Origin of the sequence: Paraburkholderia sp. 35.1 (assembly GCF_050436525.1) — a bacterium.
Lineage (GTDB): Bacteria > Pseudomonadota > Gammaproteobacteria > Burkholderiales > Burkholderiaceae > Paraburkholderia > Paraburkholderia tuberum.
The window spans coordinates 2273986-2294473 of record NZ_JBNDMJ010000002.1 but is presented as its reverse complement, the minus strand read 5'-3'; the positions used below and the strand labels follow the sequence as shown (position 1 = coordinate 2294473).

Sequence of the window (20488 nt, the reverse complement as noted above, 5' to 3'; positions counted from 1 at the left end):
TGCGCGGGCGACATTTACCGCGAGGCGCGTTTGCTGCGCGGCGAAAGCGGAAGAAGCGCCCGCATTTCCGGCGTGGCTCGATACCTTCGCGTAGGGCGTGGTCGTGCCCACGGTCAGGTGCGAATCGTGCTGCCGTCCCCGATTCCTGCGCGAGCTTCGAACTTCAATGGAACGCACCGTACGATGGCGAGGGAAAACATCACACGATATCCACTCCCCAAACCCGCCGTCGAGCTCGTGAGCAGCCACGAGGCCGGCTATCTCGAGCATGGCCGGCGCTATGCAATGGAGTGCGAACGAAAGTGAGTGCGGGGGCGACGAGGCTTGCGATTCATCGAATGCAAGCCGCGACCTCACCCAACGAGTGCGTCCGTCAGTTGGACAGCGACAGATACTGCGACGTCAACGGCACCGGCGGGAACGGCTGCAAGCCGGTCTGCTTGTTGAAGCTGTAGCGCACGTACACGGCCGCGAGCCACTCGCGATATTCATAGGCATTGCCGAGCGACGCGGTCGCCCCGACCGCGAGCTGCGGCGCGAGCTGATATTCACCGACGCCGCTGATCGAATACGACACGCCGGTCTTGCTCTGACCCGGGTAGACGGCGGTCAGACCGTTGCCGAGGGATTGCGCGGCGGCGGCCGCGTCGCCTTGCCGCGTCGAGCCGTCGTTCAGCGGGAAGTAGTTCGACGCATCCTCGCGATAATGCTGCACGCCGATCGAACCCTTCACGTCATATGTAAACAGGCCCGCGCGGCCCGACCATTCGACCGGCAGATTCAGGATCACGTACTGCTGCGGACTGAAGTAGCCGCCCTGGCCGTAAGTGAAGTACGACAGATTGCGGTTGTAGCCCATGATCGTCGTGTTCACGCCGACCGTCAGCGTCTGGTCGGCGTCTTTCAGCAGACGCGTGTAGACGCCGCCGCCGCCCTTGATCGCGTTGTTGCTCGGCACGTTGGTGCCCATGTAGTGCTGATACGACGCGTTCACGTACAGGCCGCTCGTGCCGTCGTCCCAGCTGAGGCTGGCAAGCGCGCCGTTCGACGTGACGCCGCCCCATTCGAGGCCGGCGGCCGCATCGCGCGCGCCCGCGTACGACAGCAGGCTGTCCGTCACCGCGCGCCGCGCGACCGCGATCGAGTACGAGACCTTATCGGTGATGCCGCCGTTGTATTGCGCGCCACCGACGAGGTTGGTCTCGCGCAAGCCGATCGGCGTCACGCCGATATCGCCGCTGATGCTGCGACTGTCATAGCCGACGGAGAGGCCCACACCGCTTGCGGTCTGGCTGCCGTAGTTGTTGGTGCCGTTCTGCGCCGCCGATTTCGACGACGCGGTCGAAAGCCCCGCGCCGAAGCGCGCGAGCGTCGACGTGCTGTTCGACGCGGTGCCTGCGTCGAGCGTGACCGGGGTCGCGGTCACGACCACGTGACCGTTGCCCGCCTTGATACGCCCCTGAATCGGCGCCTCGATGTCGGTGAGCGACGACAACCCGTCCTCGCCGACGCGATTGCGGAAGATCAGGCCGCCCGACACGGTGCTCGACTGCTCGCGATTGACCTGCGCAAGCTCCTCGGCGACGCCGAGGGTCTGCGCGTTCGCGACGTTCGACTGCGGGTTGTTCTGCGCGTTGCTGCCGGGCGGGTAGTACGGCTGCGCGTAGCCGGCCGGCGGTTGCGGAATGTACGGCTGCTGCGCGTAGTAGCCCTGGTTCGGGTAAGGCTGCTGTTGATAGGGCTGTTGCGGCGGGTACGGCTGATACGGTTGCGCGTAGCCCTGCTGCTGCGGGTACGGCGGCGGCTGCGCGTAGACCGGCGCGGGTTGGCTCGTTTTCGCCGTGCTCTTCTTGGCGCTCTTCTGCGTGCTCGTGCGTGTCGATCCGTACGGCAGCGCCGTCGTCGACGCGGCGTTGGCCTGCGCTTGGCGCGCGGCCCGCGACATAGGCCACGGTGTGGCCGCATAGCCGTCCTGCGCGCCGTAGGGCTGCTGCCCGTACGCCGGTTGCCCGTACGCCGGTTGCTGCGGATACGCTTGCTGCTGCGGGTAAGGCTGTGGCTGCGGATACGCTTGCTGCTGCGCATAGGGCTGCTGCTGCGCATAGCCCGCGTCGTACTGCTGCCGCGGCATCGGCTGCCCGGGCGCCTGACCTTGCCCCGGATAAGGCTGCAACGGCGCGCCCGACTGGCTCGATCCGTTGGATTCCTGTCCGTAGCCGCCGACCTCGGCGGCGGAGCGGGGCGCTCCGTACGGTGCGGCGACCGGCGCGGGCTGTGCGGCAGGCGCGTTATAAGGCGTCGCGGCGGGCGCCGTATAGGGCGCGACATACGGCGCGACATACGGCGCGGGCTGAAGGGGCGGCGGATAGTTCGGCACGGTCTGCGTCGGCGAGGAAGACTGCATATTCAGGAACGGAAGCGCGGGACGCGCGGCATTGTCGGCGTCGCCCGAAGGGACGATCGCCGTTTTGCCTTCGAATGGATTGGTGCCCGGTAGCGGCGTCGCGCCGATCTGGCCCATCGCCGCTTCCCAGCCGCGCGGCACGTTGGTGCCTGCGTTGCGGGGCGCGTTCGCCGCCAGCGGCGTGTTGGCCGCGACCAGCGAGCGTTGCAGATAGGTCGATGCGAGCGACAGCTTGCCCTGGGCGCGATACATGCGCCCCACGGTCGCGAGCACGCCCGGGTCGTTGGGCGCGAGGGCGAGCGCCTGGTTCGCGAGCGTTTCGGCGTAGCTGAACTGCTTCGCGCCGGCCGCGGCCGAGATCGCCGCCTGCAGCAGATTCAGATCGTCGGGGCGGCGCTGCAGCGCGACGCGGAAGCTCGTGAGCGCGTTGCGGTCGTCCCCCGCGCTCGCATACATGCGGCCGAGCGCGGCTTGCAGGTCGGGGTTGTCGGGCATCGCGGCGAGCCACGGCGCGATCACCTCGTAGGCGCTCGCGAGATCGCCGCGCAGGCGTACCGCGTCAGCTTGTCGGATGACGATGCCGAGATTCAGGTTGTTGAAGTCAGTGCTCTGCTGCGGCGTCAGTTGCATGCCTTGCAACTGGCGCATCACGGCGCCGAGCTCGGCCTGCTGGTTGGCCGCAGACAGAATGCTCGCGTATTGCAGCAGCAGATCGGTGTTGCCGGGCGCGGCGCTCATCGCGCCGCGCACGAGTGCGAGCGCGCGGGTCGGGTCGCCGGCCTGCTGGTACGCGCCGGCGATCACGCCGATCAGCTCGGGGTTGTTGCCGGCCACCGGCTCGGCGGCGCGCAACATCGCGATGGCCTGCTGCGTCTGGCCGTTCTTCGCCATGCGCGTCGCGAGGTCGGCCTGCCGATGCACCCACAGCCGATGCTGCAACGTCGTCATCGCATCGGTGCGCTGCGCGGGCGCAATACGGTCGAGCTGCGCGAGACCGGTCGACCAGTCCTGCGTTTCCGCCGACAGCAGCGCGCTCGCGTACAGCGCATCGGTCATGTCCGGATGCGCGGCGAGCAGACCGTCCATCATGCTGCGCGCATTCGCGACCGCGCCCTGGCGCACGTAGATGCGCGCGAGGTCGAGCCGCAGCCACGGATCGTCGGGCTTGTTCAGCAGCGCGTCTTCGAACAGGCTGCGCGCGCTGCCGAGATCGCCGCGCGCTTCGGCCGCGCGCGCCTGCGCTGCCTGCGCGTCGCCGCGCAAACGGTCGATGCCGCCGACCTTCGCCTGTTGCTGCGCGTTCAACTGATTGGCGAACTGCAACGCCTCGTCGGCACGGCCCTGCGCGGCGAGCGCACCGACGAGGCCGCGAATCGCGTCCGGGTTGTCGGCCTGGCGGCGCAGTGCCATCCGGTATGCCTGCTCGGCGCCGGCCGGGTCGCCGGTCGTGAGCAGCATTTCACCGAGCTGCACCTGGGCAGTCACGTCGGACGGATTCAGCGCGATCGCGCGCTCGAACAATGCCTTCGCCTTCGCGAACTCGCCATTGCTGCGCGCGCCGATCGCTTCGCTCGTGTAGGTCCAGTAGGTCGCGCTGTCGAGCGCGGTTTTCCAGCGCGCCGGATTCGGTCCGCGCGAGGCACGCTCGAGGTAGTTGCGCGCCTCGGCGAAACGCTCCTGCTTCAGCGCGGCGATGCCCATGCCGCCGAGCGCGTCGGTATCGTTAGGACTGTTCGCGAGTACCGACGTGAACCTGGCGCGCGCGCTCACGATGTCGTCGCGGTCGAGCGCGGCGAAGCCGTCGGCGATCACGCGGCCGCGCGCGTCGGCGGCGGCGTTTTCCTGCGCGCGGGCGCGCGCCGCGCTGTCCTGCTGCACCATCGAATCGAAGCGCGCCTTCACGGCGGCATCTTCACCGGCGGTCTGGAAGTACGACTCGTACAGCGCGGCGTCCGAGGGCCGCGCGTCGAGCCACAGCAGCGCCTGGCGCCAGCTCTTTTTCGCCGCCGCGCCGACCGAGGTGTCGCCGGCGAGCTTTTGCAGCCGCGCGATACCGTCGCGCCGCGTGACGTCGCGATAGGTCAGATGCTGCGCGTACGCGAGTGCGAAACGCGGGTCGTTGGGGTTGTCGTGGGCGAGCTGTTCGAGGCCGCGGCGTGCTTCGTCCCAGCCCTGCGGCGTCGCCGACAGCGCCTGGTAATACTCGAGCTGCAACTGGGGCGTGGCGGGCTTGCCGGCCAGCGCGCGCTGATACTCCTGCGCCGCGCTCGCGCTCTGACCGGCTTGCGCGAGCCGGCGCGCCTCGCTGATGGTCTGGTCGCGCGGGCTCGTTTCGCCAAGGCGGCGGCCGAGCTCATCGAGATTCGGATAATTCGGCGCGGCCGCCTTCAGCCGCGCGAGGTACTGCTGCGCGCCGGCGCCGTCCTTGCGGTCGGCCAGCACCATGCCCATGCCGAACAGGGCGTCGGGCTGCTTCGGATCGATGCTGAGCACCTTCTGCCAGGCCTGCTCGGCGAGGTCGCCGCGCTGATGCGACTGCCAGTACTTGCCCTGATCGATCAGCACGGTCAGCGGATCCTTGCTCGCCTGCGCGAGCGCATCGGGCGCGGCCGCGGCCGCGCACAAGAGCGCGCCGACGGACAGCGCGATATGCAGCGACCCGGCGAGGGCGTTCAATCGCATGCGGTCCTCCAGGCGGGCACGAGACCGCCGGCTTGATCGAAGCGATAGCGGCCATCGATGAACCCCGTGCCGAACAGACCCAACACACGATCGTAGTACACCGGTTCACGGCCCGGAACGTTCGCGTCGAGCGCGGCGAGCCGTGTGCGCGCGAGGCCGAGTCCGTGCTCGTCGCCCAGTGTCTTGAAGTATGGCGCGAGCGCGCCCCAATAGCTGAGCGGGCCTTCGCCGCTCGACGCGCCGGTGGTCGACGACACCTTCTCCGGCGGGAAGCCGTTCTGCGCGACCTTCGCGCGCATGCCGCCGAGCGCGCCGAGCCACGGCTTCGCGAGCGGATCGGCGGGCGAAGCGAGGCCGGCCCACAGATAGACGCGGATCGCATCGTAGCTGCCGACGTCGCCGTTCTTCGGATCGACGACGAACCGACCGTTCTGCCACGCCGCCCAGTCAGGCGCGAAGCCTTGCGGCGACACGGTTTTGACGAACTGATAAGCGTTGTCGGCGAGCGTGGCCCACGGGCCGTCCGGCACCTCGTGCGCGAGCGCGCGCAACACCGGCAGCGGCAGATAGCTCGGATTCAGACGCGTGACGTTGCCGTTCCTGAAGCCCTGCGCCCCCGGCAGCAGCATCGGCCCGAGGCCAGATAGATTCGCGACTTCGTCGTGCGCGATGCGCTCGGCGAGTGCCTGGCCCAGTTGCGTGTAGGCGGGGTTGTGCCACAGGCGGCCGGCCTGCAGCAGATCGTAGGCGATCCAGAGGTCGGAATCCGACGCCGAATTCGGATCGAGCACGCCGTACGAGCCGTCCGGCTTCTTGCCCCATTGCCATGCGGGCAGCCGCAGGTTCTGGGCGTCGAACTGGTTGCCCGCGAGATTCGCGCGGGTCCAGCCGAGCAGCTTGTCGAAGGTCGCGCGGTCGTTGGCGACCAGCGCGAAAAAGAGCGCGTAGGACTGGCCTTCCGAGGTGGTCTGCTGGGCCGGCGTCGAGAAATCGATCACGCGGCCGTCGGCCTGGACGAAGCGTTGCACGAAGCTTTGCCAGGCGCCCCAGTCGCCGCATGCAGCGCCGTTCTGGGCGGCCTGAGCGGCGCCGCTCAAACCCGCCAGACTGGCCGACGCCGTCATGCCGATACCGAGCGCGAGCGCAAAAGAGGTTCTTCTGCTGATCCGAAACCGCATTCGAGTCATATCCGTTCCATCAGTCCTTCAGCCGACGCGCGGCGATCGCGCGAAGCGTCCGGTAGCACAAGGCCGCGATGATCAGCGCGGCGAGCACGCCGCCGAGCAACAGCAGCAGCGGATGCGACGACAGTGCCCAGCGCAGATACTCCTGCGGCGACAGACTGCCCACGTAGTATGCGGTGCCGTTCGACGTGATGGTGACGGCGCGGCCATGGATCACGGCCATCGCGCCTTGAATCTTCGGCAGCACGTCGGCGTCGAGCAGCGCGGCGGACAGATCGGCATCCGACGGGCCGGCCGCGCTGATCAGCGCAACCGCGCTGCGGCCTCGCTGCAGCGGCGACTCGAAGCCGGTTAGCAGCGCCGCGCCGTTCGAGCTGACCATCGTCAGATCGGCACGCGCGGGCGTGCGCTCGACGCCGTGCTCGCCGTGCCACCAGTCCCGCAGCTTGAACACCAGGTCGGTGAGCTGGAACGTGTGCGCGGCGCCGTCGCTGGAGAACGGCATCGACTTCGACCAGCGCTGCAACAGCGGCTGCTTGCCAGGCGCGCCGAACACCAGCAGGTCCTTGTCGGCGAGGCGCTCGACATCGGCCGCATGGGTGACGGTCACGCCGGAGACCGGATAGCCGGTCGATTCGCCCATCCGGCCCATCGTCAGCAGATACAGGCTGTAGTCGCTCGCGTCCGGGTCGTCCGGCAGCACGACGGCGGTCTCGGAGAGGTCCGCCATCCGCGTGAACGGAAAGCCGCTGTTGGCGAACGCGGCCAGATCGGGCAGCGCCATGTAGTGCGGGAACGACGACAGGTCGATCGTCGAGTTCGGATCGATCGCGCCGACCACGTTCTGCAGCAGGCGGCCCGCGCATTCGCCGGTGTTCGGGATGTCGTAGTAGAAGTGCAGCCGCAGCTGTGTGCGCGGCGTCATCAGCAGCGGCGGGATGCGGATGTTGCGGCGCGCGTCGGCGGTGCCGTCGGGCATGATGAGGTTGAAGTAGCGGCTCAGGTCGAACACCGACGCAGGGCGCGCCGGAATCGGCAGCGCCTGCACGAAGCCGTTGTTCACGCTGATGTTCAGCGACGAGCGGTCGCGCGCCGGCCGCACCGTGTAGCGGTAGCGCAGATCGATCGGCACGCCGCGCGTGTGCCACATGAACAGATCGGGCGGCACCCGCATGTTGATGCGCACCGCGTCGGCGTCGTAGCCGAACACGGTCAGGTCTTTCGGATCGGCGAGCTCGCCGAAGCGCACCGCGCGGTCGGTCGGCAGCCAGTTCGGCGCGTCGTACGGCACGCGCGGCGTAATTTCGTGCAGCGACGTGATCGTGGCGCTCGCGCCGGACAGCGCGCTATGGCCGATCCCGAGCGACTTCGCGGCGGTCTTCAGCTCGGCCTCGTTGCGGCCGAGCACGAGCAGCAGCTTGCCGCGCGCGTTCGCGTCGCGCTCGACCACCGCGATGGTCGGCCCGGTGATCTCGGGAATCGTCACGCCGGCCGGATGCTGGTCGCTGGTCGCGAACACGACCGCGTTGCCCGACAGCGGCGCGTTGTCGAGCTGGGTGGGAAACACCGCGCCGCGGTAGCCGGCGAGCGAGCCGAACCACGACGCGACGATGCCGGCGGCTTCGAGCGTGCCGTTGCCCGGCTTCTGCGCGAGCACGAACGGCAGCTCGAGGCGGCGCACGTCGCGGCGGTCGAAAAACGGCTGCGGCAGCGCGGCCAGCTCCGCTTTCGTCGCGAGCGACGAGTAGGTCAGGTCGAGCGAGCTCGCGTTGCTGATCGTCGCCCACAGCGACGAGTTGGCGGGATCTTCGCAGGCCGTCGTGTAGTGGCCGATCAGCTGCAGGTTCAGGCGGTTGAAGTCGGTGATGAAGCGCGGATCGATCGTGATCTCGCGCGCGACCAGCATGCCGGCCTGCTCGTGCGGCAGCGGCAGCGTCGCCGCGACTTCGCCGTTGACCAGCACCTTCAGCTGCGACAGGTTCGCCAACAGCGCGGGCGAATAACTGTAGATCAGATGCAGCGTCGCGCCGGTCACGACCTCGTCGCCGCGCACCGAGAACGCGATGCCGTTCTGTCCGTCGACGCCGCGCAATTGCAGCGGGTCGAGCGCGCCGAAGTCGGCGAACGTCAGCGTCTGGCGGCGGCCTCCGGGCACCAGCGTGCCGGGCTCGGCGGTGGTCGGCGTGCGCGTGCCGGGCGCCTTCACCGACGCCGCCGCGAGCGCGGGCGTCGGCGTGGCGAGCGGGCCCTGGGCGATCGCGTTCGGATCGAACGGCACGGCCGCGCTCGGCGCGGGCACGTTGCCGACACCGGTCGCGACTTGCGGGGTTTGCGGCGCGCCGGCGGGTGCCGCCGCGTCCGACGCCGGTTTGGCGGCGGCAGGGGGGGCCGCTTCAGCGAGCGGCACGAACGACGCCAGCGCGGTCTGCAGCGCGAGCCAGCAGGCGACGCCGCGCATGATTCGCCGCGAGTGTCGCAAGCCGTGACAAGCAGACAGGCGCGATTGGGGTCCAATGCTGTTGCGCCCGTGTGCCGGGCGTTCGATATTGTCCGTGGCCATCCGGTAGCCCATAGATCAGTCTTTCGTTTTTAGCTTCTTGACGTCCGCGGGACGGCTTTTGATCGAACTGCGCAAGTCGTCATACAGATGTTCGAACAGCCCCGCGATGCCGCGCACACCGACCTTCAGCACGTGCGACAGGCCGCGCAGCGGTGTGTCCGTCTCGCGTCCCTCGGCCCAGCCGGTCCACGCGTCCGCGCGGGCGAAGGTGGTTTTGACGAACTCGTACTCCTGTTCGCGCGACATCGACGAAAAGCGCAGCCCCACGCGTCCCGGCTCGGTAAAACTGACGGTGGCGGGGAACGCGTACTCTTCGTCGCCGCGGAACAGCGACACGGTCACGCGCTCCTGCATCGGCACTTCGATGGTGCTGGGCAGCGCGACGCCGACGCCGCCTTCCGAGTAGTCGATCGTTTCGCACGCGAGCGTGCGGCCGGTCGAGAACTTCAGCATCACGGGCATCTTCATCGCGACGCGCGGCACCGCGCGGATCTGGCGGCGCTCGCTCGCGGCGGCCACGCTCGCGCCGAGGATCAGCATGTTGTAGCTGGTCCACGCGAGATTGAGCAGTGTGGTCTCGACGATGCTGCGCACGTGCCAGTTCATGTAGATGTGCATGAGACCCGCGAGGAAACCGAGCAGGTTCAGCAGCAGCAGGAACAGATACGGCCGCGAGATCGACCAGTCGAAGTAGCTCTTCTCGATCACGCCGCCCTTGGCCGTCACGTTGAACTTGCCGAGCTTCGGGTTGATCAGCGCGAGCAGCGTCGGCGCGGTGATGTACGACGCCAGCACCGACTCGTACACCTCGGCCCAGAACGAATGGCGGAACAGGCGCTGCATCCGCGAGTTGGTGATGCTCGCGTGCATCATGTGCGGCAGCGCGTAGATCGCGATCGTGCTGGCCGCCGCCTCGATCACATGCGCGCCGAAGAACAGATACGACAGCGGCGCGGTCAGGAACACGAGACGCGGCACGCCGTAGAAGAAGTGCATCATCGCGTTCAGGTAACACAGCCGCTGGCCGATCTTCAGCCCCTTGCCGGTGAGCGGATTGTCGATGCGGAAGATCTGCGTCATGCCGCGCGCCCAGCGGATGCGCTGGCCGATGTGGCCCGACAGGCTTTCGGTCGCGAGGCCGGCGGCCTGCGGAATCGCCAGATACGCGGTGGTGTAGCCGAGGCGGTGCAGCTTCAGCGCGGTGTGCGCGTCCTCGGTGACGGTCTCCACCGCGATGCCGCCGATCTCGTCGACCATGCTCCGGCGCAGCAGCGCGCACGAGCCGCAGAAGAACGTCGCGTTCCACAGATCGTTGCCGTCCTGCACGAGGCCGTAGAACAGCTCGCCTTCGTTCGGCACCTTGCGGAAAGTGCCGAGGTTGCGCTCGAACGGGTCGGCGGAGAAGAAGTGGTGCGGCGTTTGCAGCATCGACAGCAGCTTGTCGCGCAGGAACCAGCCGAGGCCGATCTGCAGGAACGAGCGGGTCGGGATGTGATCGCAGTCGAAGATCGCGAGGTACTCGCCGCTCGTGATCTTCAGCGCCTCGTTGATGTTGCCGGCCTTCGCGTGGCGATTGTGCGTGCGGATCGTCCAGTTCACGCCGACTTCCTCGCAGAACGCCTTGAACTCGGCGCGGCGGCCGTCGTCGAGCACGTGGATCGACATCTTGTCGGCCGGGTAGTCGAGCGCGAGCGCCGCGTAGATGGTCGGCTTCACGACGGCGAGCGGCTCGTTGTAGGTCGGGATGAACACGTCGACGGTCGGCCATTCGTCGCGATTGGCGGGCAGCGGCATTGGTTTGCGCTTGAGCGGCCACGCGGTCTGGAAGTAGCCGAGCATCAGCACGATCGTCGCGTAGAGCTCGGCGGACACCAGCAGCAGACCCCAGGCGGCGTCGAGCGGATGCTCCCAGTAGGTCGTTTCGGTCAGCCGCCAGTACATGTAGCGGCCCGACGCGACGATCGACAGCATGATCATCACCATCGTCGCGTAGCGGCCGGGACGACGGCGAAACAGCAGCGCGAGCACGAAGCACAGGGTCGCGAAGGTCAGCTGCTGATAGAACTCGAGCGGCACCGTGAACACGAAGTACAGCATGTACAGCGCGAGCATCGTGACGAGCGCGGTGACGATGCGGCTGTTCCAGAAGCTTGCGTCGATGAAGCGTTGGAACCGCGACGGCTCGCCGCCCTCGGGCTCGCGCGAGGAGGCTGGACTGCTCATGCGACGTTCCTTGGCCGGGCGGCGATCGCGTCGAGCGCCGCCATGAGCCAGGCGGCGCATGCGCGGAAATCGGCGGCGGCCTGGCTCAGCGGATCGTAATGGATCAGCGTGGTGTCGCAGGCGAGCGCTTCGCTGACGCCTTCGTCGAGATGGATCACGCCGGGGAACACCTTGCCGGCGAGCATCTGACGCAGCACCTTCAGCACGTCCTTGGTCAACTGGCGGGATTGGTCGATCTGGTTGATCACGTAGCCGACGCCGCCGAAGTCCGCGCGCGGCGCCGCGTAGGTTTCGATCAGCCGCTCCATCTGCGGGATCGCCGCGTACGACGCGGCGTCGGCGAGCACGATGTTCAACGCGAAGGTGGCCGCGCTCAGCGCGGTTCGCACGTAGGTCGACGAGCCGGGCGGCGTATCGACGATCACGATGTCGGACGCATCGAGCCGCAGGTGCTGCAGCGACTGCGCGAGCCATTGCGGATGCTGGTCGATCTGCGCCTCGAGGCGGCGGCGGTCGTCCTCCAGCAGCGCGCCGTACGGCAGCACGGTCACGCCGTCGATACCGTCGAACATCACCGTTTGCCACGGGTTGCCCGAGAGAGTCGCGCGCGACAGGCCGTCGATGCTGTCGAGCGGCACGCCGAAGTGCAGCCGCAGGGCGTTCTGAGGATCGAGATCGAGTGCAATCACACGCCGGCCGCTGTTGGCGAGCACGGAGGCGAGATTGGCGGCGAGGGTGGTCTTGCCGACCCCCCCTTTGGCGGACACCACGGCAATGACTTTCATGAGCGACGCGGACCGTTGGTGAGCCACGAGGCGAAGCCGCCGCGCGCGGTGCCGGCGGGTGCTTGCGTGCCTTGGGCGGACGTGCCGCGCAGACGGTCGAACACCGAGTTCAGCGACGCGGCCGCGGCCGCTTGCGGCGGCGCGCTCGGGGTTTGCGCTGCAAACATCTTGCCGAGGATCGACGGCGGTTGGGCCGGTTGCGCGGGTTGGGCCGTATAGGTGGGTTGCGGGGCTGGTGGCGGTGGCATCGACGATGCCGGTGCCGTGCTCGCGCTGCCATGAGCGGGCGCGGCGGGGCGTGTCCTGCCTGGCGCGACAGGCGCAATCGTTTGCGCGGCCGCCTCGTCGAGTTCGTCGGCCGTGCGGAAGCGTGACGCGCCGCTCGGCGCCGCGGGCTGGGCTGCGGCCACAGGTACCGGTGGAATGTCACGCCGGTGCGGACGCGTGAACAGCGGTGCCTTCGCGCGCGTCACGGATGCCATGTCCTTCGGTGTCGTGTCCTCGTGGACGGCGGCCCGTGGCGCCACGGTTATAGGCGGCTGTGGTTTCGCGTCGCGAAGCTGGCCGATTGCCGGAATGGCCGGTTGCGTCAGATCGAGCGTCACGAGCAGCGGCCAACGAGTGCGCGCGGTGCGCGCGTCGTTCTCGCGGCCGATCTCCTGGTACGCGTTGGCGTCGCCGCCAAATTGCTCGAACAGTTTTTCGATGTCGCTCGATGAACTCATGATGCCGTCGTCTCTTACATACCGTGCATGGCCCCAAACCGACTGCTCGGGGTGCTGTTTGTTTGAACTGCCTTCCCTGATTCTGCGTGGCGGCTGTATCGCCGTCGCACGCTCGTTCGCACGTACGCGTGCAGCACCCGCTGGTGCTCAGGCGGGGTGACGGCCGAGGCGGAATTCGAGCGAGCTGTCCTCGCCGAACGCGCTCGTCTGCACGACCGACAAACCCTGCGCGCCCAACGCGCTCAACCACGTCTGATAGGCGCCTTCGAGAAATGCCGGCGTCCAGGCGAGCGCCGATTCGCCGAAGGCGGGCAGCGGCGCGCAATAGTGAATGATGCGCAGCGACTCCGCCTCATCGGCGAGCGCGACGTAACCCCAATCCATCTGATGCCAGTAAGAATTCAACACCTGCTCGAGCTCGGCCGTCGATGCGCAGGCGGGCAGCGGATACGCGAGCGCGAAACGGCTGCCGACGCGATGCATCAGCTGGCGCAGCTCGTCGTGTCCGATTTGCGCTTCGAACTCGCTCGCCAGCGCGCTCAGCATGCCGCGCCATTGCGGCGAGATTTGGCGTTCGAGCAGATAGTTGAGGATTGGGACCATGTTTTCCGGAAGTGGTCGCGGCCCGTTGCACATTGCGGACGTGACAGCCATTGAGCATTGGAGTCGTTCGGCAACGGGGCGCCGATTACGTCATTTCTACCGGGTTGTCTAGGGTGTCCGGCACACATTGCAAGCAGTCTACTTAAGACACACGCTTTTAGCCACTTTCCATTGCTCGGCTTATACGGTAATAAGCGCGCAATCGAGCCACATGAATTGCGTAATTTTTGCTGCTTAAAAGAAATTGAAAGGTTAATCTTCGCCTGGCGCGCGAAAAGGCTTGCGGAACCATAGGTGTATTAGCCGGCAATCCGGCCTGCTTTGAGCTTTAGTCTTTTAATCATGCATTCGGCGGATGGTGAGTCGCGCGAAAGATCGGCGCGGCGTCGTTCGGCACGCAGGCGCCGAATTTATACGTCGTGTTACGTTAGCCATAAATGTTTATCGAACGTTTGCCGATAACTATTGGCGAGTGACCGGAAACCCTGATCAACCATCTATGTCTGCCATCCCGACGCAGCACCTGCCCGAGCCAAGCATGCGTGAGCGCTTTCACCGGCGCTCGCTCGACCATCAGCGGCCGCTTTCCCTCGTGACGATGGGCTTCACGGTGGTTGCGTTCCTGTGCACGGTAACGGCGCGCGAACTGGTCGGCGCACCGGCCGGGCCGCTCGCGTACCGGCTGCTATGCGCGCTCCTGCTCGCGCTGCTGGTGCTGGCGATCCCGCGCGCGAAGTCGACGGCGCTGTTCGGCGCGATCGGCGTCGCGTACGAACTGGTGCTGATCGCCGGGCTCGTGCTGAATGCGAAGGGCCTCGCGCATCCGTTGCCGTGGCTATTGCCCGCATTCGTGGTGATACCGATCTGCGCGGCGCCGCTATGGCTCACGCCCGCGCATTTCGTCACCGGCAGCGTGGTGTTCTACGCGGCGGCCATCGCGCTGCTGCGCGGCAAAGCTCATACGCCCGAGGTCGACGCGGCCGTGTGGACGTGGCTCATCGCGATCGGTGCGCCGACGGCGGTGGTATTCCATTTCGGCTTCTACCGTTTCCGGCGCAATCACTTTCTGCTCGAGAGCCAGCTCGCGCAACTCGCGGCGACCGATCCGCTGACCGGCCTGCAAAATCGTCGCTCGTTCGTCAAGCACGCGCAGGGACGCCTCGAGACGCTGGCGCCAGGGGCGCAGATCAGCGCGATCTTTCTCGACATCGACAGCTTCAAGTCGCTCAACGACCGCTTCGGTCATGCGGTCGGCGACCATGCGCTGTTCCAGGTCGCGCAGGTGCTGAAGGACGCGGTTGCGCTCTACCCAAGCGTGAGCCGCATCGGCGGCGAGGAATTCGCGCTGCTGCTCGACAATGATCTCACCGGCGCGCTGCAGATCGCCGAGCGGCTGCGCCTCGACATCGCCGCGATCGAACGGCCGGACGGCCATCTGACCGCGAGCTTCGGCGTCGCCGAGCATCGGCGCGGCGAAAGCTTCATGATGCTGCTCGATCGCGCGGACGAAGCCTTGCTGCGCGCGAAGCAGACGGGCCGCAACCGTGTCTGCGCGGAACGCGCGCTGCCGTTCGACGCGCTGCAGTCACCGTTCGGCGATCCGAGCGCCGACGCGGCGCGCTACCGCTGGGAAGACTTCTTTCTGATCTCGCACTTTCAGCCGCTCTACAGCCTATCGCATCAGAAGCAGGTCGGCTTCGAGGCGCTGCTGCGCGGAGAGCATGGCGACGGCACGCTGGTGCCGCCGGTCGTGATGTTCGCGCCGAAGCCGTCGAGCGACGAAGGCGCGCTCGACCGCGCGAGCCACGCGGTGCATCTCGGCAACGCGCGTCGCGCGCTGCCCGGCGACGCGTGGCTGTTCCTGAACATCCTGCCGTCCACCTTCGTCGCCGAAGGCTACGCCGACCAGTTGACGAAGATCGTGCGCGCCGCGGGGCTCGAACCCGAGCGCGTGATTCTGGAGATTCTCGAATCGCATGGCGGCAGCGTCGACGAGATGTCGCGCGCGGCGGCGCGCTATCGCCAGCACGGCTTCCTGATCGCAGTCGACGACTTCGGCGCGGGCCAGTCGAATCTCGACCGGCTGCTGCGGATCCGGCCGGACCTCGTCAAGCTCGACGGCGAGCTGATTCGCGCGACCACGTACGGCACGCAGCAGCCGATCCTGCCGAAACTCGTGTCGCTGCTGCACCAGGCGGGGATGCTGGTGGTCGTCGAAGGCGTCGAGACGGCCGACGAGCTGATTCTCGCGGTCGAGTCGAATGTCGATTTCGCGCAGGGCTATCTGCTAGGGCGGCCCGCGGCAGAGATCGCGCCGCCCGAGTCGGTGCATCGCCAGATCGACGATGCGTTCGACGTGATCGCGCAGGGCCGTGCGCATCAGCATGCGTTGTTCGAATCCGAAATGGAGCCGTACCGGCTCGAACTGCGGCGCGCGGCCGACGGCTTGCGCGCCGGCGCCATGATGGACGACGCGTTCGCGCTGCTCGCCACCTTCAAGCGTTGCATCAGCTGTTTCATCCTCGACGGCACCGGCCGCCAGATCGGTCACGAGGTGCGCGGGTCCGCATGGTGCGAGGACGCGGCGTCGCTGCAGCCGGTCGCGAATCCGAGCGATGCGCGCTGGGATCATCGGCCGTACTTCCGCAATGCGGTGCTGCTGCCCGGCGAGGCGGTCACCAGTAATTCTTATCTGTCGCTCGCGAGCGGGCGGCCGTGCATCGCAGTGACACTTGCCGTGCAGCTGGCGAGCGGGCGCTGTGTGATGGGGGTCGAGCTGGATTGGTCGGCGCGAGGCTTGCCTTGGCCGGCGAGCGAGTAGGGGAAGTGAAAGGCTTTCGCTTCAATACCCGCCTTTGACCTGCGGCGCGCTCGCCGCCAGCTCCTTGTACGACGCGGCGAGGTCCGCGGCCGCGCGGCTCAGCAAGCCGGTGTCCGTGCCGACCGCGACGAAGGTCGCGCCCGCCGCCAGATATTCGGCCGCCAGCGCGGGATCAGGGGCGAGCACGCCCGCTGCCTTGCCAGCGGTGCGCACGGTGTCGATGCCGTGGCGAATCGCGTCGCGCACGCGCGCGTCGCCCGGCTTGCCGAGCAATCCCATCGACGCGCTCAGATCCGACGGCCCGAAAAACACGCCGTCGACGCCATCCACATGCGCGATCTCCACGAGATTGTCGAGGCCCTGCACGGTCTCCGCCTGCACGATCACGCACAGTTCGTCGGCGGCGGTGTCCAGATAGCCGGGCACGCGATTCCAGCGCGACGCACGCGCGAGCGCGCTGCCGACGCCGCGAATGCCTTGTGGCGGATAACGCGTGGCCGCGACCGCATCGAGCGCTTGCGCGGCCGTGTCGATCATTGGCAGCAGCAGCGTTTGCGCGCCGATGTCGAGCAACTGCTTGATCAGCGCGGCGTCGCTGCGTAACGGCCGCACGACCGGATGCGACGGATACGCGGCGACCGCCTGTAATTGCGACAGCGTGCTGCGTACGTCGTTCGGTGCGTGCTCGTTGTCGATCAGCAGCCAGTCGAAGCCGGCGGTGGCGAGCAGCTCGGTCACGTAGGCATCGGCGAGCGCGGCCCACAGGCCGAACTGCGGTCTGCCTTCGGCGAGCGCGCGCTTGAAGGGGTTGTTCGGCAAGGACATATTGATGCGTTCAGATGAAATTCAAACCGATGCCGCCGAGCGGGCCATAGTCGATGTGGAACGTGTCGCCCGCGCGGGCGGGAACCGGGCTCGTGAACGAGCCGCTCAGGATCACGTCGCCCGCATTCAACGATTCGTCATGCGGAGCAATTTTGTTGGCGAGCCACGCGACGCCGGTGGCCGGATGGTTGAGCACCGCCGCCGCGAGCCCGCTTTCCTCGACCGCGCCGTTCTTGTACAGCAGCGCGCCGACCCAGCGCAGGTCGACGTCGAGCGGACGCACCGGCCGGCCGCCGAGCACGACGCCCGCGTTCGCGGCGAAGTCGGAGATCGTGTCATGGACCTTGCGCGGCGCGCGTGTTTCGCGATCGAACTGCTCGATGCGCGCGTCGATGATTTCGACGGCCGGGCTCACGTACGCGGTCGCGTCGAGCACAGCGAACAGCGTGACGCCGGGGCCCTTCAGCGGTTTGTTCAGCAAGAACGCGAGTTCTACTTCGACGCGCGGCGCGATGAAGCGATCCACGCGAATGTCCTCGCCGCTTTCGATGAACATACTGTCGAGCAGGGGCGCGTAGTCCGGTTCGTCGATCTGCGACGAGCGCTGCATCGCGCGCGACGTCAGGCCGATCTTCCTGCCCTTGATTACGTGGCCTTCGGCGAGTTTCAGCTTGACCCACTCGCGTTGTATCGCGTAGCCGTCCTGTACGGTCATCTCTGGATACTGCGCGGAAAAATGCCGCAGCTGCGTGCGGGTCTTTTCCGCGTGATCGAGTTGCGCGGCGAGGTCGCGAATGGTTTGTTCGTCTAGCATGATGATGTCAGCCCTTGAACCGCGCGTGCAGATTGTTGTGCTTCCAGGTGCCCGCTTCGCTGAACTCGTTGATTTCGAGCGACAACGCGAGCCCCTGCCGTTCGAACTCAGTGGCGAAGCGCTGCTTGATCAGCGCGAACAGCGCGTCGCCGGTCGCCTTCTTGACGGCCTCCGGGCGGCCCGCGCCGATCTTCAGATTCGCGTGCAGGAACGCGGCGTCGGGCCGCCCATCGGCGATGCAGTACTGGTCGCAGCGCAGCGCGCGCACGCGGATGCCGCCGAGCGGATAGACGCGCTCGCCGTTATCGCGCTGCGCGTCGAGGCACTGCGCGAGGTCTTTGCAGAGTTCGCCGAGGCGTTGCGCGTCCGCGAGGTTGGCGCTGTATTCGAGTGTCAAGTGAGGCATGGCGATTCCTTCGCGAGTGTCAGACGGGTAGCGGCGTGACCGGGAAGATCGCGTTGATCTGGCCGGTGCCCGAACTGCCGAAATAAGGCGTGACGACTTCGACCTTGCCGTCGTAACGATCCCAGCCGAGCGCACCGAGCAGCATCGCGGTATCGTGCATGCCGCCTTCGCCCCAACATTTCTCGTTGTAGAGCGGCAGCATGTCGCAGAAGGTCTTCCAGTCGCCGGCTTCCCACATGCGCACCACGCTGCGATCCATCTGTTCGAGGAACGGGCTCCAGACTTTGTGCATGAACTGCTCGGCGGTGCCGTTGTTCGCGAAGTGATGCGACAGCGAGCCGCTCGCGAGAATGGCCACCGTACCGTCGTAGCGTTCTTCGATGGCCTTGCGTACCGCGAGGCCGAAACGCGCGCTGGTCGCGAGGTCGTGCCACATGCACCAGCCCGCCACCGACACCGCCTTGAAGTGCTGATCGCCGTTCATATAGCGCATCGGCACCAGCGTGCCGTATTCGAGCTCGAGCGTGGTCTCGCTGTGCGCCCGGCTTTTCACGCCCATCTCGTTGGCGACGTCCGCGATCAGCTGACCAAGCCCGACATTGCCCGGATACGCGTACGGCATGTTCCTGATGAAATGCGGCAGCTCGTTGCTCGTGTACACGCCTTCGAACTTCGGCGCGCAATTGATGTGGTATTCGCTATTCACTAGCCAGTGCACGTCGAACACGACGATCGTATCGACGCCAAGTTCGCGGCAGCGTCGGCCGATTTCATGGTGTCCGTCGATCGCGGCCTGACGGCAACCCTTGTGCGGACCGTCGAGCTCGGATAAATACAACGACGGCACGTGTGTAACTTTTGCTGCCAACGCCAGTTTGCCCATCGCGGTCTCCAATGTCGAGCGGAGTTAGAGCGTTCAGCTCTTACTCCGGTCCCATGCTTTAGCAATTTCGTTTGACGTCGCGATTAAACGCCCCAGCGCGGAATATGATGCGAGCCGAGCGACACGCAGACGTTCTTCGGTTCGAGGAACACTTCATAACTCCACGTCCCGCCTTCACGGCCCACACCCGACGCCTTCGTGCCGCCGAACGGCTGGCGCAGATCGCGCACGTTCTGGCTGTTCACGAAGCACATGCCGGCTTCGACGGCGGCCGCCACGCGCAACGCGCGGCCCGTGTTCTCGGTCCAGATATAGCTCGACAGACCATACGTAATATCGTTGGCGAGACGGATCGCCTCGGCTTCATCGTCGAACGGAATCAGGCACGCGACCGGTCCGAAGATCTCTTCCTGCGCGATGCGCATACGGTTGTCGACGTCGACGAACACGGTCGGCGTGACGAAATTGCCGTGACGCAAGGCGTCGGGCAACTCGGGCGTATCGAGCCCGCCGCACGCAAGCGTGGCACCTTCCTTCGGGCCGAGCTCGATATAACTGCGCACTTTCGCGAGATGCCCCTGGCTGATCATCGGGCCGACGATCGTGCTGTCCGCGAGCGGATCGCCCACCGTCAGGCGCTTCGCGCGCTCGACGAAGCGCTCGGCAAACCGCGCGTAAATGGAGCGCTGCACGAGAATGCGCGAGCCCGCGGTGCAGCGCTCGCCATTGTTCGAGAAGATCATGAACACCGCGGCGTCGAGCGCGCGTTCGAAGTCGGCGTCGTCGAAGATCACGAACGGCGACTTGCCGCCAAGCTCCATCGAGAACTTCTTCAGGCCTGCGGTTTGCACGATGCGATTGCCGGTCGCGGTCGACCCGGTGAACGACACCGCGCGCACGTCGCGATGCGCGACGAGTGGCTCGCCCGCTTCCTTGCCATAGCCGTGCACGACGTTCAGCACGCCCGCCGGGATGCCCGCTTCGAGCGCGAGCTTGCCGAGCATCGAGGCGCTCAGCGGCGACAGCTCGCTCATCTTCAGCACACCGGTGTTGCCGAACGCGAGGCAGGGCGCCACCTTCCAGGTGGCCGTCATGAACGGCACGTTCCACGGCGAGATTAGCGCGCACACGCCGACCGGATGAAACAGCGTGTAGTTCAGATGCGAGTCGGTCGGGTACGTGTGGCCGTCGACGCGCGTGCACATCTCGGCGAAATAGCTGAAGTTGTCGGCTGCGCGCGGCACCAGTTGCTTGCGGGTCTGCGAGATCGTCTGGCCGGTGTCCTTCGTTTCGGTCTCCGATATTTCCGGCACGTGCTTCGTGATCAGCTCGCCGAGTTTGCGAATCAGCTTCGCGCGTTGCGCGGCGGGTTTCGCGGCCCAGGCGGGGAAGGCGCCTTTGGCCGCTTGCACGGCCGCATCGATCTCCTTCGCGCCGCCGCGTGCGACCTCGGCGAGCACTTCCTGGGTGGCCGGATTGACGGTTTCGAAATAGTCGCTCGAGGTGCACGCCTCGCCGTTGATCAGATGGTCGATCGGCATTGCCTTGTCCTTTCGCTGTTCGGTGGATTTTT

General features: G+C 66.8%; 13 protein-coding genes. 1 reads left to right on the top strand and 12 read right to left on the bottom strand.

What is annotated here, in order from left to right:
• Nucleotides 1-373 precede the first annotated feature (373 nt).
• The 7 genes from OKW27_RS16430 to bcsD form a co-directional block, all read right to left on the bottom strand.
• Nucleotides 374-5086 carry a cellulose synthase subunit BcsC-related outer membrane protein gene (locus tag OKW27_RS16430; RefSeq protein ID WP_429334099.1) on the bottom strand — a complete coding sequence of 1571 codons (4713 nt, stop codon included), beginning with the start codon at nucleotides 5084-5086 and terminating at the stop codon, nucleotides 374-376.
• Nucleotides 5077-6264, bottom strand: coding sequence for a cellulose synthase complex periplasmic endoglucanase BcsZ (gene bcsZ / locus OKW27_RS16425; protein ID WP_429334620.1), 1188 nt, complete (start codon nucleotides 6262-6264; stop codon nucleotides 5077-5079). Before bcsZ ends, OKW27_RS16430 begins: the two co-directional genes overlap by 10 nt.
• A 19-nt stretch (nucleotides 6265-6283) precedes the next feature.
• Entirely contained in the window at nucleotides 6284-8842 is a 2559-nt protein-coding gene (gene bcsB, locus OKW27_RS16420) for a cellulose biosynthesis cyclic di-GMP-binding regulatory protein BcsB (RefSeq protein ID WP_429334098.1), read from the bottom strand.
• Between the two features lie 3 nt (nucleotides 8843-8845).
• Nucleotides 8846-11053, bottom strand: coding sequence for a UDP-forming cellulose synthase catalytic subunit (gene bcsA / locus OKW27_RS16415; RefSeq protein ID WP_429334097.1), 2208 nt, complete (start codon nucleotides 11051-11053; stop codon nucleotides 8846-8848).
• Nucleotides 11050-11838: a cellulose biosynthesis protein BcsQ gene (bcsQ, locus tag OKW27_RS16410; RefSeq protein WP_090806355.1), complete on the bottom strand. Its 789-nt coding sequence runs from the start codon at nucleotides 11836-11838 to the stop codon at nucleotides 11050-11052. Before bcsQ ends, bcsA begins: the two co-directional genes overlap by 4 nt.
• Complete coding sequence (bcsP, locus tag OKW27_RS16405) at nucleotides 11835-12563, bottom strand: cellulose biosynthesis protein BcsP (RefSeq protein ID WP_429334096.1); 729 nt, start codon at nucleotides 12561-12563, stop codon at nucleotides 11835-11837. Before bcsP ends, bcsQ begins: the two co-directional genes overlap by 4 nt.
• A 147-nt stretch (nucleotides 12564-12710) precedes the next feature.
• On the bottom strand, nucleotides 12711-13166 hold the full coding sequence (bcsD, locus tag OKW27_RS16400; protein ID WP_090806351.1) for a cellulose biosynthesis protein BcsD: 456 nt from the start codon (nucleotides 13164-13166) through the stop codon (nucleotides 12711-12713).
• Between the two features lie 499 nt (nucleotides 13167-13665).
• Here bcsD and OKW27_RS16395 point away from each other — a divergent pair, with 499 nt between their 5' ends.
• A complete protein-coding gene (locus tag OKW27_RS16395; RefSeq protein ID WP_429334095.1) occupies nucleotides 13666-15987 on the top strand; it encodes an EAL domain-containing protein in 2322 nt (773 codons plus the stop codon).
• Nucleotides 15988-16008: 21 nt separating this feature from the next.
• Here the strand turns inward: OKW27_RS16395 and hpaI are convergent, their stop codons facing one another.
• The 5 genes from hpaI to hpaE form a co-directional block, all read right to left on the bottom strand.
• Nucleotides 16009-16812 carry a 4-hydroxy-2-oxoheptanedioate aldolase gene (gene hpaI / locus OKW27_RS16390; protein ID WP_429334094.1) on the bottom strand — a complete coding sequence of 268 codons (804 nt, stop codon included), beginning with the start codon at nucleotides 16810-16812 and terminating at the stop codon, nucleotides 16009-16011.
• Between the two features lie 10 nt (nucleotides 16813-16822).
• Nucleotides 16823-17626: a 2-oxo-hept-4-ene-1,7-dioate hydratase gene (gene hpaH / locus OKW27_RS16385; RefSeq protein ID WP_429334093.1), complete on the bottom strand. Its 804-nt coding sequence runs from the start codon at nucleotides 17624-17626 to the stop codon at nucleotides 16823-16825.
• 7 nt (nucleotides 17627-17633) lie between these two features.
• Nucleotides 17634-18032 carry a 5-carboxymethyl-2-hydroxymuconate Delta-isomerase gene (locus OKW27_RS16380; protein ID WP_090806343.1) on the bottom strand — a complete coding sequence of 133 codons (399 nt, stop codon included), beginning with the start codon at nucleotides 18030-18032 and terminating at the stop codon, nucleotides 17634-17636.
• Between the two features lie 19 nt (nucleotides 18033-18051).
• Nucleotides 18052-18915 carry a 3,4-dihydroxyphenylacetate 2,3-dioxygenase gene (gene hpaD, locus OKW27_RS16375; protein ID WP_090806341.1) on the bottom strand — a complete coding sequence of 288 codons (864 nt, stop codon included), beginning with the start codon at nucleotides 18913-18915 and terminating at the stop codon, nucleotides 18052-18054.
• Nucleotides 18916-18998: 83 nt separating this feature from the next.
• On the bottom strand, nucleotides 18999-20456 hold the full coding sequence (gene hpaE / locus OKW27_RS16370; RefSeq protein WP_429334092.1) for a 5-carboxymethyl-2-hydroxymuconate semialdehyde dehydrogenase: 1458 nt from the start codon (nucleotides 20454-20456) through the stop codon (nucleotides 18999-19001).
• Nucleotides 20457-20488 lie beyond the last annotated feature (32 nt).